Raw genomic sequence first — 20,257 nt, 5'->3', positions numbered from 1 at the left:
AATTCTCAAATCTAATTTTATGAAGCATATTATATCTCATTTTGTCAGATATCCCTTTTACGGAAAGATGATTATTTCACTTTTTCTGATAGCAGGTATTTTCTCCCTGTTTAATATGAAGAAGTCGTTTTTTCCTGAAACAGAATCTAAAACGATTACTGTATCTATGGTGTATCCCGGAGCTTCTCCCAAAGAGGTTGAAGAGGGGATAACCTCCCGAATTGAAGATGCCATTCGAGGCATAGTGGGTATTAAAGAAATGAACTCGGTATCATCAGAAGGCTTTGCCCGAGTGACCATCACCACAACAGGTGATTTAAAGCTTGATGAAACCCTTGCAGATGTTAAGAACGCTGTTGATGGGATTCCTTCATTCCCCTCAGGAGCGGAAAAAGCCGTTATTGCTAAACTCCGGTCCACAACACCAGCTGTGAGAATGGCTGTAACAGGCGATGTGGATCTATTGACACTTAAGCGCTATTCCGATTTGATTTATGATGATTTGATGCGTTCGAAAAAAATGTCTCAGATCTCTATTTCTGGTTTACCTCGTTTGGAATTATCCGTTGAGGTTAAGGAGGATGATTTGCGTCGTCATCAGTTAACTTTTACCGAAATTTCAACAGCTATTGCCAGCAATAATATCGATATATCTGGAGGTGTCATTAAAAATGCCGAAGAAGAAATTCTGATTCGATCTCGTAACCGTTCGGTTGACCCGGATAAGATTGGAGAGATTATATTACGTGCGAATCCTGATGGCTCGTACATTCGATTGAGAGATGTTTGTGATATTCATTTTCAATTCGAAGATGTGCCACGTTCTTCTTATGTGAACTATAACCCAGCGGTTTCAATTGGAGTGAATAAGTTGAATAATGAGGATTTGGAGGAAATTTCAATCTTTTGTAATCAATATGCTAAGGAGTTTAATGCTGATCATACTGATGCTAAGTTAGAGATTACTTTCGACTATGTTAATATGTTGCAATCACGACTAAACCTATTGTACAAGAATGGTGGTTATGGTTTAGCTCTTGTCGTTCTTGCTTTAGCTTTGTTCCTTAGTTTTCGTTTATCCTTGTGGGTGGCTTGGGGAATTCCAGCCTCATTTTTAGGCATGTTCATTTTCGCTAATTTAATGGGAGTCACCATCAATATGATTTCACTCTTTGGCATGATTCTAATCATCGGTATACTTGTAGATGATGGAATTGTGATCGGTGAAAATATCTATACGCATTTCGAAAGAGGAAAGAGTCCTCGTCGAGCTGCTATTGATGGAACCATGGAGGTTGTACCAGCTGTTCTAACATCGGTAACAACGACTATGGTGGCCTTTACACCACTTCTACTCGTTACAGGTAATATGCAATTCCTTTACGAGATGGCTTTTGTTGTAGTCTTTTGTCTTGGGATTTCTCTTTTTGAGAGTCTCTTTGTACTGCCAAGTCATGTGGGGAACGAAAAGGTGCTGAATGTGAGAAAAAGCCATACCGCTTTTAACCGCTTACGTAATAAAATTGAAAAGGGCATTATTTATATGCGCGATCGCCTTTATATGAGCTTTTTAAGAAGAGCCATAAAATGGCGTTGGATTCTTATTTTTCTTCCAATAGCTTTTATTTTTATTACAGTTGGTTTATTTGGTGGTGGTTTTATTAAAAGCACCTTTTTCCCCAATGTAAGTTTCGATACTTTTAATATCAATGTAGCTTATAAACCTGGTACCAATAAGGAGATTACCATTAAGGCCCTTAAAGATTTTGAAGCGGTTGTTTGGGATGTGAATAAGGAGCTGAAAAAAGAATTTAATGAAGACACTGATTTTATAAAATATACGAATCTAACTGCAGGATCTGCTTTTAGTGGTCAGGAATCAGGTCCACATGCGGGTAATATTACGGTTACACTTCGAGATATGGAAGGTTCTCCTATTTCTAGCTTTGGTATTTCAAACCGAGTTAAGAAAAAAATTGGTGATGTTAATTCCGCTGAGAAGTTTACGATTGGAGCTTTTAATAGGTGGGGAGCAGCTGTTTCAGTTAGCCTTTTGGGTAACGATCTTGAAGAGCTTAATGCGGCTAATATCTATTTTCAGGATGAGTTGAGAAAAATGACGTCTCTTTATAATATCAATGACAACAACCCATTAGGAAGTCGTGAAGTTCGATTGAGCCTCAAAGACAAGGCCTATTATTTGGGAATGGACTTGCAAGCAATTACGGCTCAAGTACGTCAAGGATTCTTTGGAGGTCAGGCACAGCGTCTTCAAGAAGGTAAAGACGAGATCAAGGTTTGGGTGCGTTATCCTAAAAGTGATCGTGTATTTATCGGACAAATGGAAAGCATGAGAATTAGAACACCTAAAGGAGAATATCCTTTATCGGAACTGATCGATTATGAGATATTACGAGGCCCGGTTAGTATTCAGCGTTATAATGGTTCCCGAGAGATTCGTGTTGAAGCTGATTTGTTAGATCCGAATGAACCTGTACCTCCAATTTTGGAAGAAGTGACCAATAATATTCTTCCTGTACTTAAAGAGAAATTTCCAAGTGTAAGGCCTGAGTTTCAGGGGCAAGCAAAACGTTCTTCCGAAGACATTGCAGAAATGAAGACTTATTTCTCTATTGCTTTCATTGCGATCATTTTTATTGTCATGTTGCATTTTCGAAGTTTTACTCAAGGGATGATTGTGATTATGATGGTTCCTTTAGGTATTATTGGTTCAACCTGGGGACATGGCTTAGAAGGTGTTCAGGTTTCTATGCTTAGTGTTTGGGGAATGGTTGCTCTATCAGGTGTCATTATTAACGATGCCGTCGTCTTTCTCTCCAAATACAATTCGAATTTGAAGGAAGGCATGCATCCCGAGGCGGCAGTTCTTGGTGCTGGTAAAGCACGTTTTAGAGCCATTGTTCTGACAACTATTACCACTTCGGTTGGTTTGTATCCTTTGATTCTTGAGAATTCATTTCAAGCTCAATTCCTTATTCCAATGGCTATCGCTTTAGCTTATGGTGTATTGGTTGGAACTTTCTTTATTCTAACACTTTTCCCAATCATCATTCTTGTTTTGAATGATATTAGATGTAAGATTAAGGAAATATGGACAGGAGAGACCGTTGAAGCTATTGATGTAGAACCAGCAATTAAGGAAGCAAAAGTGACTTTAGACTAAGGAGGGAAATAAGGGTAAAGGTTAAAGTAAATAAGGATAAAGGAGCCTGTTGACTTTTTAGTCCTTTCAGACTTTTAAAATATAGAAATAATGAATAGATATATAATACTCGTACTCATGCTGTTTTGTGCTGGCTCATTATCTGCACAGAAAGATTTAAATCTTGCTCAAGCCATTGAGATAGGCTTAGAGAAGAATTACAATATTCAAATTATACGCCAATCAGAAAAGATTGCTGATCTGAATAATACATGGGGAAATGCAGGACAATACCCAAAGCTTGAGTTCAATTTTCGTTCTAGTAATAAAAAAGATTATAACGAAAGCGATGACTTCATACAAAATAGTCTAACGCCATCCATTGATTTAAGTTGGACTTTGTTCGATGGTTTTGCTGTTAGAATTCGTAAGGATAAATTTAATGATCTTGCTGCGCTTTCTAAGGGAAATACCATAGTTGCTGTTGAGAGTCAAATTCAGTTGATTATTCTAGCTTATTATAAAGCCTTAATGGAACAGGAACGCCTGGGAGTGAGCAAAACAATCAAGGAACTTTCTGAAGATAGATATGGAAACGAGAAAGTTGCCAGTGAACTGGGAACCAAAGGGAGTTATGAATTGCTTTTGGCTAAGAATGCTTTTCTTGAGGATAAGTCCAATTATCTGACTCAGCAGGTGAATTATAATAATGCTGTTCGTGATTTGAATTTTCTTTTAGGTGTTGAAGAAAGCACTAAGTACATTTTTACCGATGATTTTATGACTCAAGTCATGGATTATCGATTGGCTGATTTGCTTGACAAGATGTTTGCTAATAATAACAATCTGAAGAATCGCTATATGCAGGAGGCTATTCAGAAGCGAGATATTGAAATGGCACGATCAAATTATTATCCTCGAGTTTCATTGGGCGCTGGAGTACAAGGCAATCAATTTATACAGAAGCACGATGTGGCTCCTAAGATCGATACTAAATCTCACAATCTGTACGCTAATTTGAGCTTAAATTATTTAATATTCAATGGAAATGCTAATCGCAGAGCTTTGCAAATTGCTAAAATTGAAGAGGAAATTTCGAAGATACAAACGGATGATTTCAAACATAGTTTAACGAATACATTAGCTCAGAATTTTGAATTGTACCAGTTGCGTAAAGAGTTGCTGGATTTAGCAGAGGAGAACAAGTTGGCAACAGAAATCAATATGCAACTCTCTAAAGAGAAATACGAGTCAGGAAGCATCAATTCCTTTAACTATCGTGATGTGCAAATCTCTTATCAGAATGCCTCACTTGCAAGATTAAGTGCCATATTTAATCTGATTCAATCGAAAACTAACTTGGTAAGAATGACTGGAGGAATATTGAGTGAATTCTAGAATTTAGCATTCATTTTCAAGCATAAAAAAACCACCAAATCATTGGTGGTTTTTTTATGCTTGAAATAGATTTAGAATAAACGGAATCCCAAAGTCACATTTACCATCTTGTTTTTCTTCAAGAATTCAGAAGAAACATCTGTTAAACCAAATTCATAATCCACATCAAGAGTCAGTTTCCAAACATCAACACCAGCACCAACTTTTGCATTCCAAACGGCACTTTTAAAATTGCCATCTTCAACATCTCCAAGAGTAGTTTTAATCTTGTCGTCGATATTGAATGAAGCTACAGGACCAGCAAAAGCTCTCAGCTTAAATAGAGGTAATTTTACAATCTTATAACCTAATAAAACAGGTATATCAATACTCTTGGTTTCTACATCCATTTTGATATCAGCACCCATAAAAGATTGTTCTATTGATGATTTGCGTTTTACGTAATTCAATTCTGGTTGAATATACCATTTGTTGATATTAATTCTTGCAAATGCACCTAGCATCATTCCATTCTCAGCATTTTCTTTTATGCTAGAACTACTCATGTTAGTTTCAAGTTTAGTACTAACAAGGCCACCGTGAATACCAAGACTGATAGGTGAGGCTAATTGGGCAAACAATGCCGATGAGAATAAGCAGATGACTGCTACTAATAATAACTTTTTCATAGTGTAGGATTTTTGTATTTATAATCTAATGAGTTGCTTATTAAAAAAAAGATCTATAAAAGAATAAACTTTACAGATTGACGAATTTATATTAAATTTTTCAATTTCGGAAATAATCAAAAATCGGACCAATTATTAGAAATTGGTGATAAATGGCACAAAAAAAAAGCTCGATCGTCATGATCGAGCTTTTTCAGAATAGGATTGAGTTTGTTTTTTACAAGCCTAATTTTTTTCTCAATTTAGCAGGAACTGCATCCTTGTGTATCATGAAAGACATGGTCTTGTATGATACAAATGGGAATGAAGCGTAAAAATATCCTTCGTAAGGGTTGTTGTCAGTACCCCAAGAGTTCTTTACAATAAAGTATTTGTTACCTTTTTGATCTTTAGAAATACCAACAATGTGCATACCGTGATCATCAGTTGTTGTGTAGTTATCGAAAGCTTCTTGGCGCATTTCCTGAGTAATCACTTTTTCTTGACCAGGACCTTCGAAGCTATATAATTTAGCATTCTTTTTCTTGTCTGACATATCCTGCCATTTTGAAATCTCAGAATCGCTCATGTTCTTAGTATCCGCTTCAGGAACAATCGCAACACCCTTACGGTATGCAAAGCCTTTTTCGCTTACATCAGAAGCCCATCCAATGGTGTAACCATTCATGATAGCACTTTCCATAACTTCCATCATCTCGTTAATAGGTAAGTTATAAACCTCGTCCCATAACCAGTTGTCACCAACTTCGATAATGAATTTTTCGTAGAATGGGTGGTGAGTGTAAGATGAGATTTCGATATAATCATCAGCGTTAAGACCTGTATAGTCCTTTGCAAATGATTTAGGCGTGTACTCTTTTCCTTCGTAATCGAAAGTATCAGGTAATTTTCCTAAGTAAGCATCTAAAACACCATTGAAACCTTTGTGCCAGGTTGGCGTTAATTTTTTGTTTTTGTTAGCGATAACAGCATCAACATAGTTACTTAGGATAATATCCATTTCACCATGAGTGTGACCAGCTTCACCATAGTTTAATCCAGCGTATACTGACTCAGGAACGATACCATAGTTTTTCCATACGTAAGTTACATCGTGGAATGCTCCACCGCCACCAAAGTTGAATTTACCGCTCAAACGAACATCTTTAATAGCCTTATCTGAGTAACAGTTGTAAACCACAAACATTTCTGATAAATCGGCTTCAGGTTTGCCCATACGAAGCATTTCTGACTCCATGAATGAAAGTCCAGAAAAAGCCCAACAGGTACCAGAACGGTGCTGATCTTTTACAGAAGTTGCAGGCATACGTTTTACCTCAGTAAAAATATAACCTTCTTCTTTGTCCTTTTTTTTGTCTTTTTTTACTTCAGCTGATGAAGAAAATACAGTTCCTCCAATAAGTAAGGCTGTAGCAAGAATTCTAAAATTCATAGTATTGTTGTTTTAAGTAATAAATTGTTCTCTGTTTCTCAAAATAGATTTGTATACGACTTTTCTTTATATAGTCAGATAAAGTAGATTCCATTTAGAACCGCAAAAATAACAAAAACTTAAACCTAGCCAATTGAAATAAGGGCTTTGCTTAAGTTTTTAGATATAATTATGATTTGACTCGATAAGATTGGTTGAGACAATCATAGCATAATATTAATCATGCTTACTATATCGCCTCATCAAGATATACTTAAATGATTTTTTTTGCTTTTAAGATCTCAATTGTTGTATTAACCATTATTTCATCATCTAATTTCATGGCGTTGAATACTAGATCAAAATGACTCAGTTCCAATGGTCTTTTATTGAAAAAATTACGTAGAATCTCCCTTTTCTCATCTACTGTTCGAGCATAGGTTTTCATTTCTTCAAGGGTACCACCATGATTTTTTTGCAATTGAGTCGCACGCCATTCAAGAGGAGCTTGAAGTTTTAAATGCAAAGATCTTTCGATGTCTTGAGTCAGAATAACACCTCCACGCCCTATAATAACACAGTTGCCACGTTTGGCCATCGCTTGTACGACTTCGGCAATGGTTTTTTTTATTTGTTTATCGCTTTTATAATATTTGTTAGACATTGATGCAAAAACCTCATCCCAGGTTGATTTTTCTTTTGATTCGAAAACATATTCAATTTTCTTAGGATGTAGATTTAGTTTTTCTGCCGCTTCTACAAGTATTTCTTTGCTTAGAACTGTCCATTTCTCACCCGTAATTTTAGTGAGATTTTTAACCAGAGCATTAGCTATATTGATTGCATGACATCCACACTCTCTTGAAATAGTAATCACTGGTCCTGGAAATTTATATTTGGATGATTCATCTTCTTTATGCTGGTAGCGATTTTTCATGTATTGATGTAGGATATTTTTCATAGCTATAGGTTTAAGTCGGTATTAATCAAACAGAATGAATCGTATTATACACAAAACACAGTGTGTTCAAGTCAATGATCTTAAGATCGTAGCGAATTGTGTCTGTGCTTCTATCTTCAAGTTAAGACATTTAGTAAAATAATAAAAATTGAATGCATCTGTATTAGATGAAATGAAATTGAGAACTATAAGCCTATAGAAAGGATAATTTTATTGATTTAAAATCTGTTAATTTGATCTGATTACAAGCTAGATTTTTTAAGTTTGTAATTCAACACTCGAAATCATTGTCTCTATGCGTTTATACCGACTTCTCATATTACTGAGTTTTATTTTTTGTTTAAAAATAGCCAGTGCACAACTTAACACTGAAAATTTATTATCAAAAGGACGAAATGCCATTTACTTTGATGATTATACTGAGGCTATTATAAAATTCAATGAGATAATTAGAGTTAAGCCATATTTGCCAGAACCTTATCTGTTTAGAGCATTAGCAAAATATTACCTTGAGGATTTTGAGGGTGCTGAGATTGATTATACCAAGGCAATTTCAATTAATCCAAATTATACTTTGGCCTACCTTTATCGAGGCGTAGCTAATAATCATTTGAGCCGTTACAGGCAAGCTCTTAAGGATTTTGATATGGCTGAAGATTTGAATCCCAGCAATCCCGATATATTCGCCAATAGAGGAATTACATTGGCTGCTTTAAAACGTTTTAATGAGGCTGAAACAAACTATACAAAAGCCTTAAATTTGAAAAAGGATATGATTGGCGCCTATCTAAACAGAGCTGTTGTAAGAGAGCAACTGGAAGATATTGATGGAGCAATTGCGGACTGTAATAAAGCGGTTCAACTCAATAATTTTTCAGCTGACGCTTTCGGTCATCGAGCTTATTTAAAGTACAAGAATAAGCAATTTAAGGAATCGGTTGAGGATTATGAGCGCGCTTTAAAGATTAACCCCAAGGATTCACGCTTGATAATGGGAAGAGGTATTTCGAATTATGCCACAAAGAACCTAAAAGGAGCTTTGGCAGATTACGATAAGGTGATTGAACTGGATCCGAACAATGCCTATGGTTATTATAATAGAGCACTTCTAAAATCAGAGGTTGGTGATTTTAATTCAGCGATTGATGATTTTAATATGGTATTGGATATGAATCCTGATAATATGCTAATTTATTTCAATAGAGGTCTCGTAAAGGCTGATATTGGGGATAATTTGGGAGCTATTGCCGATTATACGACTGCAATTAAAATTTACCCAGATTTTGCTAAAGCTTATCTGGCCCGATCGTCAGCTAAACGCGATATCAATGATCTTGATGGTTCCATTGAAGATAGAAACCAAGGGCTTATTATCATTGATAAGTATAAGCGAATGAAAAATGAAGGATCTATGGCCGCCTTTGTTGACACCACAGAAAATTTTCAACGTTTAATTGACTTGAATTCACGTGAAAAAATCATTGAAGAAATTATCAAGGGACGTGTCCAAGATAAATTTGTGGCCATTCAGCTTGAGAAAGATTTTCATATCAGTCATCTATCCATCGATAGCCTTCGTGCAGGAAGAATGCAGTATTACGATCAGGAATTGATGAATTACAATCAAAAGCATAATTATTCTCCTGCTTTCACATTTAGTAATAAGCATTATCCATCCTCAAAGAACTTGGTCGATCAGCAAATCAAAAATGCTGAGCTTGAAATAAAATTAGGCAACAGCGAAGCCTATTTCTTTAAGGGATCTTATGAGTTAAGTAATAAGAAGTATAATAATGCTATTGCTTCGTTTAATGCATGTATCGAGAAAAATAGAAAATTTGCCTTTGCCTATTTTAATAGAGCCAATGCTATTGTCGATATGACTGATTATATCCAATCTATTGGTGTGAATATTGATACCAATTTGAGTTTGAACGATGATACTAAGAATAAGAATCATGAAATTATCGTTGATTACAGTTCGGCTATTATGGATTTTAATAAAGCTCTAGAGCTGAACTCTGATTTTATTTTCGCCTATTTTAATCGGGGTAATACCTATGCGAAATCGAAACAATTTGATAAAGCAATCTCTGATTATACCAGGGCTATCGAATTAGATAGTAGACTAAAAGAAGCCTATTTTAATAGAGGTTTGGTTTATCTGTACAACAATGATAAAACTTCGGCCTATGGCGATTTGAGTAAGGCCGGAGAACTTGGACTTCTTGATGCCTATAATGTTATTAAACGCTATTGCAATAAGGAGAAATAGACTGTCATTAGTCAGTAATGGATATACAGTGTCGCGAAGCATCATCTTAGCCTTTAATCTTTTTTCTTTTAACCTTTAAGTTTGTCTCATGACACCGAACCAACCTTTAGCAGAACGATTACGACCTAACAGTCTTGAAAATTATTTGGGACAAAAACATTTGGTGGGAGAGAAAGCTGTTCTTCGAAAGATGATTGAATCAGGGAATATTTCTTCTTTTATTCTTTGGGGGCCTCCAGGCGTTGGTAAAACAACTTTGGCGAAGATTATTGCCAATCAGTTAAATCGTCCATTTTACAATTTATCAGCAGTTAATTCTGGTGTGAAAGATGTGAGGGAGGTGATCGCAAAAGCTGAAAAACAGAAGTTTTTTTCTACACCCAATCCTATCTTATTTATTGATGAAATTCATCGATTCAGTAAATCGCAGCAGGATTCACTTCTGGGAGCTGTCGAAAATGGGACTGTCACGCTGATTGGTGCCACAACTGAGAATCCTTCTTTTGAGGTGATATCACCCTTGCTTTCGCGTTGTCAGGTTTACGTTCTGAAAGCTCAGGAGAAATCAGACTTGGAATATCTGATTGAACATGCTCTAACTAAAGACCTTTATTTAAAAGAAAAGGATGTTACTGTAAAAGAAAAGGACGCTCTGATTAAATTTTCAGGAGGTGATGCACGTAAACTTCTGAATATTTTAGAGTTGGTAGTTAATTCCCAAGCGACTGATAAAATAGTTTTGACCAATGAATTAGTCCTTAAAGAGCTGCAGGAAAATCCATCCATGTATGATAAGGATGGTGAACAACATTACGATATAGCATCTGCCTTAATTAAATCGATTCGTGGTAGCGATCCTGATGCTGCAGTCTATTGGTTAGCCCGAATGATTGAAGGGGGAGAAGATCCTAAATTTATTGCTCGGCGACTGGTTATATCTGCCAGTGAAGATATTGGTTTAGCAAATCCCAATGCCTTGCTTTTAGCCAATGCGGGTTTTCAATCGGTAAATTTGGTTGGCATGCCTGAATCTCGAATTATTCTTTCAGAAGTAGCAATTTACTTAGCAACTTCGGCAAAAAGTAATGCGTCTTATCTGGCAATTGGTAAGGCTCAAGCTTTGGTTAGAGAAACAGGTAACCTATCAGTGCCTCTACATTTGCGTAATGCACCAACTAAGCTGATGAAAGATCTGGGTTATAACAAAGAGTATAAATATTCTCATGATTATCCAGGGAACTTTGTTAATCAGGAGTACCTTCCTGAAGAAATAATGAATCAACGTTTATATATTCCACAAAACAATTCACTCGAGGTAAAAGTTTTAGAACGACTGAAATTTTGGTGGAAGAAAAGATTCTAGAGCCTATAGTCCTTTAATAAGATGAAAAAAGCGTAGATAAATCTTAAATCAAAAGATTCATCTACGCTTTCCTTTTGGAATACCCTTAAACTAGTCTTTATTCTTTCCTCCAAAAATCGATTTAATCTTATCGTAGATTGATTTTTTATTTTTCTTTCGTTTAGCTCGACGTTCCTCCAACTTTATTTTATCATCTTTTTTGTTGTCTAGCCCCAGCAGTCTTTCGAAGAAATTAGCTCTTGGAGGCATATAGTGTGGCATGTCTAGTTTAGCCAAGCTTGTATTATCTGGTTTGAAAAAAGGAGCAGAACAATAGTTGTCGTATTTACTGTTATTGTTGAGCTGATGCATGAATTTACCATAAATTGGTAAAGCCATTGTAGCACCTTGTCCTAGAGCTAAAGAACGAAAATGCACTCGCATATCAGCAGCACCAACCCAAGCTCCAGCAACCAGGTTTTGATTGTAACCAATATACCAACCATCAGCTTGTGATTGAGTTGTTCCTGTTTTACCTGCAAACTCACCTTTTAAGCCATATACCGTTCTCAAACTTTTAGCCGTACCACTATCGACAACGGCCGTCAGCATATGATTAATAATATCTGCATTCTCAGGAGATAAGCTAGTCTCAAATTCCGCACCTAGTGGGTTTAAATCGACAATAACCTCACCTTTGTTCGTTTCTATTCGTGAAATATAATAAGGATCTACTCTTTTCCCTCTGTTGGCAAGATTTGCATAAACCTGTATCATTTCTAAAAGCGAAATGTTGGCAGTTCCCAAAGCTAAAGATGGCACATTGGGTAATGGTGAAGAAACCCCCATTTCTTCAGCCAACTCGATGGTTGATTCAATGCCTGTTTCCATGATGAGATCCACAGCAATGGTATTGACTGATTCAGCCAAAGCACCTTCCATGCTATAACTGCCCTCGTAATTGTTATCAGCATTTCTTGGCGACCAGTCCTGATATTCTGCATAAACTTTACGCTCATTAGGATAATAATCAAATGGAGACATATTGGCTTCAAGAGCAGCAGCATAAACGATAGGTTTGAATATTGAACCCACTTGACGTCTACCAGTAACATGATCGTATTGAAAATGTTTGAAATCAATACCACCAACCCAAGCTTTGATTTTACCCGTGTTACTTTCCATTGCAACAAAGCCAGTGTTCAACAGTTTAATGTAATGCTTTATTGAGTCGAGAGGACTCATCTTTACATCTTTTTCACCATTCCAGGTGAAGATTTTGGATTCTCTTTTCGTCTTAAACAACTTATCAATCTCCTGCTTATTTTTTCCTTCATCCTTTAATTTTTTATAGTAAGGAGAACGCTCAATGGCTGAAGTTAGAATCGCTTTATTGTTATCCCATGGATTCTGATTTCCCCAGTGTTTGTAGAATAAACCCTGTAGGTTATTCATATGCGATTTAACAGCATCTTCCGCATATGTTTGCATGCTGTAATCCACTGTACTTAATATCCTTAAACCATCTCGGTATATATCGTAATAAGAACCATCAGCTTTTGTATATTTTTTCAGAATATTATCAGCCTCTACACGAATTCGCTCTCTTAAATAGGGTGCAAGTCCTGAATGTGTACTTTGTTTCTGATAGTTGATTTTTAACGGCTGTTGCTTTAATTGTTCTGCTTTATTTTCAGAAATAAAGTTGTTCTTAGTCATTTGTCCAAGAACTACATTCCTACGTTGTTTCGATCTCTCAGGGAAACGTCGAGGGTTGTAATAGGAAGGCGCTTTAAGCATTCCAATAAGAACGGCACTTTCATCAAGTTTAAGTTGGTGAGCTGGTTTGCTAAAGTATTGTCGTGAAGCACTTTCAATACCAAAAACTTGTTCTCCAAAGGGAACCGTATTGAGATAGAGTTGAAGGATTTTCTTTTTGGAATAAATTTTTTCCAATCTTGATGCAGTGATCGCTTCTTTAATTTTATTAACTGGCATCGAAAATTTACCAAAATCTCTTCTGGGGTAAAGGTTCTTGGCCAGCTGCTGGCTTAGTGTACTGCCTCCTCCAGAGTTTTTATTGCCGAGGATTAGTGTTTTTACAAGAACACGAACCAAACTGATTTCATCAATTCCTTCATGACTATAAAAGCGTGAATCCTCAGTTGCTACTAATGCGTTGATTACATTGATAGGAATAGCACTAAAGTCAATATTTGTGCGATTTTCTGCGTATATACGTCCTAATATTTTCCCATCTTCAGAGTAAACCTCCGAAGCATCAGCATTCTGGATGTTTTTTAAGGTATGATAATCGGGTAGTTTCCCCCAAGCCCCATAGTAGACGCTTACTAGAAATAAGCCAAATAGAGAACCAGCTATAAGCAGGCTAAAAAATAAAAATCGGAAAATTCGGTTTTTGAATGTTTTCTTAGTTTTTCCTTTTTTTGCTAGAGCAGAATTTCTTTTAGGAGTATTCTTTCTTATTGGTTTGATTGTTGTGTTCTTACCTTTTGTCATCTATTTCTTCTATTGTTATTTTCGGACTCAATTTATTTTGTGGACAAAAGTCTACCTAACTGAACCAATCCAGTTAACGGTTGAGAATTTCTTTTATTGCTTAAAGTTTAAATATTGAGTTTCAAGGTAAGGTCGCTGCAAATATAAGTAAAACTTGTGAATTTGATTTCTGAAATTTATAAATCGAACTGATGAAATTTAATTATGATTGAATTCTGTTTTTTCTTAAATATGAAAAAATGTTCTAGAGGTTATACAATTTTTTGTCTCTTCTTGGGTTTGTATATTTGGCGGCAGACTGGATGATTTTCTAATTTAGTTTTAGACAGAAATGGGCTCTAAAATGATGTTTCTAACGATAAATGTCTGATTTTTTGAAATTTAGAAAAAGTGCTTGTGTCTACTATTATTAGGCAAATATTTGCATTTTTATGTCATGTTTGTGATTGGAATGTCTTATCTTCATAGCTGCTTATTGAGAAAAAATAGTCACTTTTGTGGCGAATAACGAATAGAGAGATAAGTATCCTTAAAGCATCTTGTTATGAGATCTTTATAAGATAAAATGTGGAGAATGACAGTAAAACAAATCATAATATTGATATTAACCTTGGTAGTGGTATTATTAGATACACACACCAGTTCGTCGAAACGCGAAGAATTACATATACCTTACGATAGCAAGCTAGATCCAGTTTCGCACCGTATTTCAAACGAACTTTCATCATCTGAGGCAACTGAAAGGGCTGATTATAGAATTAATAGGTTTCTGGAATATTGGCGAATTAATGGTGCTTCAGTTGCTTTGGTAAAAGATCAAAAACTGGTTTTTGCTAAAGGGTATGGTTACGCCGATGTGGAAAATAAAGTGAAGGTTGAGCCTGATCATTTGTTCCGAATCGCTAGTGTTTCTAAGTTGATTACTGCTACGGCAATTATGAAACTAAAGGAAGAGGGGAAATTGCAATTAAGCGATCAAGTATTTGGAGAAGAAGGTATTCTTAATTCTGAGAACTACTTAAATATTAGAGATAAGCGTTCGAAGAGAATAACTGTAGAGCATTTGTTAAGACATACTGCTGGATTTACGAGTCGATATGGAGATCAGATGTTTTTGCCTTTAACTATCGCAGAAAAAATGAATGTTCCAGCTCCTGCAAGTGCTGAAACCATTATTGAATTTGCTCTTTCAAAACGTTTACATTTTACACCAGGCAGTCGTGGTAGCTATTCTAACCTTGGTTATGTCATTCTTGAAAAGATTATCGAGGCTTCATCTGGTAAGGATTATGAGGCATACGTACAGGAACATATTTTACAACCTGCTGGTATTTTTGATATGCATTTAGGTAAAAACCTACGTGAGGATAAGTTGCCTAATGAGGTCAATTACTACGAGCAATCGAATGCTATACTTGTGCCAGCCTTTGATGGTTCTGGAGGAAAAGTTTATCGTAGCAATGGAGGAAATAATATTGAAGAACTTGGTGGTGCGGGTGCGTGGATTGCTTCTGCAGCTGAACTAATGAAATTTTATGTTGCTATTGATGGTAAAGACAAACAAGCGGATATTCTTTCTAAGGAAAGTATTGAATATATGACAAAGCCTAGCCGTAGAGGATTTAGTCCGATTGGATGGAAAGGTACTCGATCAAACGGAACATGGTGGAGAACGGGTACTCTAGCGGGTAGTTCAGCCTTGATGAAACAAAATCCAGATGGATCAACATGGGTGATTATAACAAATACCTCTTCGTGGAAGGGATCTGATTTCCCAAAGGAGTTGAGTAAATTAATGAGTCGTGTGATGCGCTCTGTTAAGCAATGGCCCGAAACCGATTTATTTAATTATTTTGAAGCTCAGCCAAGTCTGCTTGTTTTTGATGATGTCTCTGATTTTTTTGATCGAAGCTAGGACTTTGCAATTATCAGAATTTATAATTAAGCACTGTTAAGGATGAATATTCTGATTGCTCCCAATGCTTTTAAAGGCAGTCTTTCTGCTTTGGAAGTTGCTGAAATTATTCAAAGCAATCTTTTAAAAATTAACCCCAAGCTCAACTGTAAATGCTTACCAATTGCAGATGGTGGTGATGGAACATTTGATGTTTTGTCGGATTATTACCTGGGGGCTGCACATACTTTTTCTACTACCGATCTTTTAAATAGAAAGATCAATGCCCCAATATTTCTTACCGAGAATAGTACTGCTATTATTGAATTGAGTCATGTTGCAGGTCTGTCTTTGCTTAAACCCTCGGAATATGATCCCTTAAACACACATACTTTTGGAGTCGGTGATTTAATTCGTTCAGCTCTTGATCTGAATTGTACCAAGATTATTCTTGCTATCGGAGGAAGTGGAACGCTTGATATGGGTTTTGGAGCTTTAAGAGCTTTAGGCTTTCGTTTTCTTGATAAAGATGGGAATGAACTCAGTGGAGGTGGAGGATTTCTGAAACGCATTGTTGATATCGATTCTGAAAAATTTGATGCTAGACTTCTTCAAGTCGATTTTCAAATAGCCTGTGACGTTGAAAATCCTTTACTTGGTGAATTTGGTGCTGCTCATATTTTTGGAAAACAAAAAGGGGCATCAGAAGAAGAAATTATTCAATTGCATCAAAATCATCAAGATTTTGCTCAATTAATAAAGAAACAATTCCATATTGACATTTCAAAAATAAAGCATGGTGGTGCGGCTGGTGGCATTGCTGCTGGATTTTATGCCCTGTGTGGAGCTAAGCTACGATCAGGTAGTGAATTGATTTTTGATTGCTTAAATATGGATGATGCTCTAGAGAGCTGTGATATCTTAATTACAGGTGAAGGGCGAATTGATTCTCAATCATCTTTTGGTAAAGCTCCCTATGTTTTAGCTCAAAAAGCGAAGCTAATGAGGAAACGAGTTATTGCTTTTTGTGGCAGTTACGAAAGTCTAATAAATTCCCCTTTCGATCAAGTGTTCCCCATAAAAAAAGACTGCCAAACGCTTAATGAAGCGATAACGTTTGCGAAAAATAATTTAGCAGATGCTATTTTATACAATTCTTTTCTCTTGTAAGATCTTGATATTCTGAATGAAAGTCTATTGTTTTTGATATGATATATAGCATGAAAAAAGATTTTAGTTTTATTGTTGATATCCTTGAGAGATTGGTATTTTTGCAGTCAAATACTAAATAAACAATAAACTACTATTTCGAATGGAAAATCGCAGAATTTTAGCCATCAATCCGGGATCTACCTCTACAAAGATTGCCGTGTATCAAGGCGATAAATCAGTATTTCTAAAAAATATTAAGCACTCTAATGAAGAGTTAGCTCAATTCAATAGCATTTCAGAACAATTTGAATTTCGTAAGGATATTATCCTAAAGGAATTGGTTGATGCAGAAATTCTTATAGACCTAATTGAAGCTGTTGTTGGTCGTGGTGGTTTGGTTAAGCCTATCGAGTCTGGAGTTTACTTGGTTGATGAGAAACTTAAAGCAGATTTACGTGTTGGTGTTCTTGGAGAGCACGCAAGTAACCTTGGTGGACTGATTGCTGATAATATTGCGCAGTCGTTACCAAATGCAAAAGCTTATATTGCTGACCCTGTTGTTGTAGACGAAATGATCGATGTTGCTCGAGTTTCTGGACATCCAGAGTTTGAACGTATGTCAATTTTTCATGCCCTAAACCAAAAAGCTGTCAGTAGATCATTCGCTTTATCGGTTGATAAAAATTACGAAGACTTAAATATTATTGTTGCTCACCTAGGTGGAGGTATTTCTGTTGGTGCTCACCTTAAGGGGCGTGTAATCGATGTGAACAATGCCTTAGATGGTGAAGGACCTTTCTCTCCTGAACGTTCTGGAACTCTTCCTGCTGGTGCATTAGCTAAGCTATGCTTTAGCGGTGATGTTACATTGGATGAAGTGAAGAAAATGATCAAAGGTGAAGGTGGATTAGTTGCTCATATGGGAACAAATGATGCTTACGAGATTGAGTTAAAAGCCAAAGATGGTGATGCAAAAGCTAAATTGATTCAAGATGCAATGGCATATCAAGTAGGTAAATCTATTGGTGCTTGTGCTGCCGCTTTAAAAGGTAAAGTCGATGGAATTATCTTAACAGGAGGTATTGCTCACAATGGTGATTTAGTGAGTTATGTGAAAGAAATGGTTTCATTTATTGCTCCAGTTGTTGTTTACCCTGGTGAGGACGAAATGAAAGCTCTTGCAATGAATGGTTATATGGTATTGAGAGGTGATGTTGAGCCTAAGAGATACGTGTAATCTCAATATATTATGAAACAAAGCTCTAGTTCATTTTTTATATAGAGTTCTAGATCGTTTAAAACCTTCGGTTAATTCCGAAGGTTTTTTTTATGCCTTAATTCTTTTATTTTAATGAGTCTAAATAGAAATTGATTAGGACTTTTCTTCTGTAATTTGTTTTCCTAATCTTTCGAAATGTCAATATTATTAGGCTTAGGCATTGATCATCAGGATACATACTCAAAGGTGAAATAGAAAGAATTTAATTGACTTGCTTTATTAGAGAAAAATTTCTCTAATATTTTTGTATCTTAAAGCTGAAAAATTGATAGTAAAACCTGTTGGATATGAGTTGATTTAGCCGCACTCATTAAAGTTTGAATCTGAAATTGTACTAGAACAATTAGCATAAAAACTAATCAATCTCACAATAATTAGATGATGAATGAACCTTAACTCTGATATGTTTTTATAAATGAGCTAGTGATACTAGCTCTGGATAAAGATGTGTATGGAATTAAGAATCATTTGTTGTATCAAAAAAAACATGAAACTATGAATGATCAGGCTGAACTCGTAAAAGATCTCGTAACAGAGTATGGCATAAAAAGGGAGAAATTGCTTCCTATTTTACAAACTGTTGTTGAAAAAGATCGTTTTTTATCCGCAAGTGCAATTCTTAAAATTGCTGAAGAAACTAAAATCCCCGCCGCTGACGTCTATGGAACGGCTAGTTTCTATTCATTTCTCGATATTGTCCCTCGAGGAAAATATGTGATTCGCGTATGTAAAACCATAACCTGTGCTATGAAAGGGAAGAACCAAATTCTTTTGGCACTGGAAGATTTTTTGAAAGTTAAGTTGGGAGAAACCACTCCTGATAAACTCTTTACAATACTTGAAACCAATTGCTTAGGATGGTGTCATAAAGCGCCTGCAATGTTGGTGAACGATGATGTCTATACTGAGTTGACTCCAAATATGGTAGTGGATATCCTTAGTTCTTATAAGGCGGAGGCTGATAAGAAGTAGATCTTATTTTCAAATTGTAAAAATCAAGAGTTATGACGACTAAAACAAAACAACTCAATAGAATAGATTTAATCTTCAAACATGAAGATGATTGTAAAGAGATTTTAAAGAAATCGTTCGATCGTTCCCATGAGGAGGTGATAAACGAAATGGTAAATTCTGGGCTAAAGGGCCGTGGAGGTGCTGGTTTCCCAACAGGACTTAAATGGAAACTAACATCCGAAGAAAAAGAGAAAACCAAATATGTTATTTGTAATGCTGATGAGGGGGAGCCTGGTACTTTTAAGGATAGAGAGATTCTAACACGTGTTCCACATAAGGTTTTAGCAGGTATGGCTATGTGTGCCAAGATTATTGGTGCGAAAGAAGGGTATATTTATCTACGTGGCGAATATAAATTTCTAGTGCCTCAACTTAGAGAAGAGCTTAAGAAGTTTCATCAAATTATGGATGAATTAAATCTTGATTTTGTAGTTGATATTTTCTTGGGAAGTGGGGCTTATATATGCGGAGAAGAGTCAGCTCTGTTCGAATCTATGGAAGGTAAGCGTGGCGAACCAAGAAATAAACCTCCTTATCCAACCCAATGTGGATACCTAAATAAACCAACGGTTATCAACAATGTTGAAACTCTAGCGCATTCTTATACTATCATGAAGTACGGAGCTAAGAAATTTCGTGAACTTGGAGTTAAAGATTCATGGGGTTCCAAAGTCTTTTCAGTTTCGGGAGATACACCTATACCTGGAATTTATGAATTGGAATTAGGAATGAGTGTTCAAGATTTCGTTGATGATTTTGGTGATGGTGATACTAAAGCTGTTCAGGTAGGCGGTGCATCTGGTTTTTTGGTGCCGCGTAAGCGTTTTCCAAAGTCTCACATTGGTTATCAGGGGAAATTAACAGGGGTATCATTACCTACTGGAGGTTCTATGATGATATTCAATAGTTCACGCTCAATGTATAATGTGTTGGACAACTATCTCGATTTTTTTCAGGAAGAATCCTGTGGGCAATGCACACCTTGTAGAGTGGGTTGTCAGCAACTACTTAAAGGTATAAAAGCTGTAAAACGAGGTGATAAGCCTGCCGCATATTTAGATAAACTTCTAAAGTTAACTGAAACAATGCGATTGACAGCAAAGTGTGGTTTGGGACAATCTGTCGCAAATTCTTTTTCCTCTATTGTAGAAAATTTCCGAGAGGAGATGATTTATTAATG

General features: G+C 36.0%; 13 protein-coding genes. 9 read left to right on the top strand and 4 right to left on the bottom strand.

Annotation, left to right across the window (positions count from 1 at the left end):
* Nucleotides 1-19: 19 nt before the first annotated feature.
* Nucleotides 20-3,184 carry an efflux RND transporter permease subunit gene (locus DWB61_RS13360; protein WP_125031413.1) on the top strand — a complete coding sequence of 1,055 codons (3,165 nt, stop codon included), beginning with the start codon at nt 20-22 and terminating at the stop codon, nt 3,182-3,184.
* Nucleotides 3,185-3,274: 90 nt separating this feature from the next.
* Nucleotides 3,275-4,561: a TolC family protein gene (locus DWB61_RS13355; RefSeq protein WP_125031412.1), complete on the top strand. Its 1,287-nt coding sequence runs from the start codon at nt 3,275-3,277 to the stop codon at nt 4,559-4,561.
* A 71-nt stretch (nt 4,562-4,632) separates the two neighbouring features.
* Here DWB61_RS13355 and DWB61_RS13350 read toward each other — a convergent pair whose 3' ends face one another.
* From DWB61_RS13350 to DWB61_RS13340, 3 genes are all read right to left on the bottom strand, one after another.
* The gene (locus tag DWB61_RS13350) at nt 4,633-5,229 is read right to left on the bottom strand and encodes a porin family protein (protein WP_125031411.1); all 597 of its coding nucleotides are present in this window, start codon (nt 5,227-5,229) and stop codon (nt 4,633-4,635) included.
* 217 nt (nt 5,230-5,446) lie between these two features.
* On the bottom strand, nt 5,447-6,661 hold the full coding sequence (locus tag DWB61_RS13345) for a C1 family peptidase (protein WP_125031410.1): 1,215 nt from the start codon (nt 6,659-6,661) through the stop codon (nt 5,447-5,449).
* A gap of 253 nt (nt 6,662-6,914) precedes the next feature.
* Nucleotides 6,915-7,601 (bottom strand): cytidylate kinase-like family protein, encoded by a 687-nt coding sequence (locus tag DWB61_RS13340; RefSeq protein WP_125031409.1) that lies wholly within the window; start codon nt 7,599-7,601, stop codon nt 6,915-6,917.
* A 295-nt stretch (nt 7,602-7,896) separates the two neighbouring features.
* Here DWB61_RS13340 and DWB61_RS13335 point away from each other — a divergent pair, with 295 nt between their 5' ends.
* A complete protein-coding gene (locus DWB61_RS13335) occupies nt 7,897-9,876 on the top strand; it encodes a tetratricopeptide repeat protein (protein ID WP_125031408.1) in 1,980 nt (659 codons plus the stop codon).
* 88 nt (nt 9,877-9,964) lie between these two features.
* Complete coding sequence (locus tag DWB61_RS13330) at nt 9,965-11,239, top strand: replication-associated recombination protein A (RefSeq protein WP_125031407.1); 1,275 nt, start codon at nt 9,965-9,967, stop codon at nt 11,237-11,239.
* Nucleotides 11,240-11,329: 90 nt separating this feature from the next.
* Here DWB61_RS13330 and DWB61_RS13325 read toward each other — a convergent pair whose 3' ends face one another.
* Nucleotides 11,330-13,738, bottom strand: a complete 2,409-nt coding sequence (locus DWB61_RS13325; RefSeq protein WP_125031406.1) for a penicillin-binding protein 1A — start codon at nt 13,736-13,738, stop codon at nt 11,330-11,332.
* Between the two features lie 574 nt (nt 13,739-14,312).
* Between DWB61_RS13325 and DWB61_RS13320 the strand changes: the two genes are divergently transcribed.
* The 5 genes from DWB61_RS13320 (at nt 14,313) to DWB61_RS13300 (ending at nt 20,255) form a co-directional block, all read left to right on the top strand.
* Nucleotides 14,313-15,653 carry a serine hydrolase domain-containing protein gene (locus DWB61_RS13320; protein ID WP_125031405.1) on the top strand — a complete coding sequence of 447 codons (1,341 nt, stop codon included), beginning with the start codon at nt 14,313-14,315 and terminating at the stop codon, nt 15,651-15,653.
* 42 nt (nt 15,654-15,695) lie between these two features.
* Nucleotides 15,696-16,802 carry a glycerate kinase family protein gene (locus DWB61_RS13315; protein WP_125031404.1) on the top strand — a complete coding sequence of 369 codons (1,107 nt, stop codon included), beginning with the start codon at nt 15,696-15,698 and terminating at the stop codon, nt 16,800-16,802.
* A 142-nt stretch (nt 16,803-16,944) separates the two neighbouring features.
* A complete protein-coding gene (buk, locus tag DWB61_RS13310) occupies nt 16,945-18,021 on the top strand; it encodes a butyrate kinase (RefSeq protein WP_125031403.1) in 1,077 nt (358 codons plus the stop codon).
* A gap of 465 nt (nt 18,022-18,486) precedes the next feature.
* Nucleotides 18,487-19,035, top strand: coding sequence for an NADH-quinone oxidoreductase subunit NuoE family protein (locus DWB61_RS13305; protein ID WP_225423395.1), 549 nt, complete (start codon nt 18,487-18,489; stop codon nt 19,033-19,035).
* A 32-nt stretch (nt 19,036-19,067) separates the two neighbouring features.
* Nucleotides 19,068-20,255 carry an NADH-ubiquinone oxidoreductase-F iron-sulfur binding region domain-containing protein gene (locus DWB61_RS13300; RefSeq protein WP_125031402.1) on the top strand — a complete coding sequence of 396 codons (1,188 nt, stop codon included), beginning with the start codon at nt 19,068-19,070 and terminating at the stop codon, nt 20,253-20,255.
* Nucleotides 20,256-20,257 lie beyond the last annotated feature (2 nt).

The organism is Ancylomarina euxina (genome assembly GCF_003863355.1).
GTDB lineage: Bacteria > Bacteroidota > Bacteroidia > Bacteroidales > Marinifilaceae > Ancylomarina > Ancylomarina euxinus.
This window is presented reverse-complemented; position numbering and strand designations above follow the sequence as displayed.

Excerpts from the sequence above, each read along its gene's own strand:
- buk (WP_125031403.1), top strand. The coding sequence starts at position 16,945 with ATGGAAAATCGCAGAATTTTAGCCATCAATCCGGGATCTACCTCTACA.
- DWB61_RS13300 (WP_125031402.1), top strand. The coding sequence starts at position 19,068 with ATGACGACTAAAACAAAACAACTCAATAGAATAGATTTAATCTTCAAA.
- DWB61_RS13315 (WP_125031404.1), top strand. The coding sequence starts at position 15,696 with ATGAATATTCTGATTGCTCCCAATGCTTTTAAAGGCAGTCTTTCTGCT.
- DWB61_RS13340 (WP_125031409.1), bottom strand. The coding sequence starts at position 7,601 with ATGAAAAATATCCTACATCAATACATGAAAAATCGCTACCAGCATAAA.
- DWB61_RS13355 (WP_125031412.1), top strand. The coding sequence starts at position 3,275 with ATGAATAGATATATAATACTCGTACTCATGCTGTTTTGTGCTGGCTCA.
- DWB61_RS13335 (WP_125031408.1), top strand. The coding sequence starts at position 7,897 with ATGCGTTTATACCGACTTCTCATATTACTGAGTTTTATTTTTTGTTTA.
- DWB61_RS13350 (WP_125031411.1), bottom strand. The coding sequence starts at position 5,229 with ATGAAAAAGTTATTATTAGTAGCAGTCATCTGCTTATTCTCATCGGCA.
- DWB61_RS13325 (WP_125031406.1), bottom strand. The coding sequence starts at position 13,738 with ATGACAAAAGGTAAGAACACAACAATCAAACCAATAAGAAAGAATACT.
- DWB61_RS13330 (WP_125031407.1), top strand. The coding sequence starts at position 9,965 with ATGACACCGAACCAACCTTTAGCAGAACGATTACGACCTAACAGTCTT.
- DWB61_RS13345 (WP_125031410.1), bottom strand. The coding sequence starts at position 6,661 with ATGAATTTTAGAATTCTTGCTACAGCCTTACTTATTGGAGGAACTGTA.
- DWB61_RS13360 (WP_125031413.1), top strand. The coding sequence starts at position 20 with ATGAAGCATATTATATCTCATTTTGTCAGATATCCCTTTTACGGAAAG.
- DWB61_RS13320 (WP_125031405.1), top strand. The coding sequence starts at position 14,313 with ATGACAGTAAAACAAATCATAATATTGATATTAACCTTGGTAGTGGTA.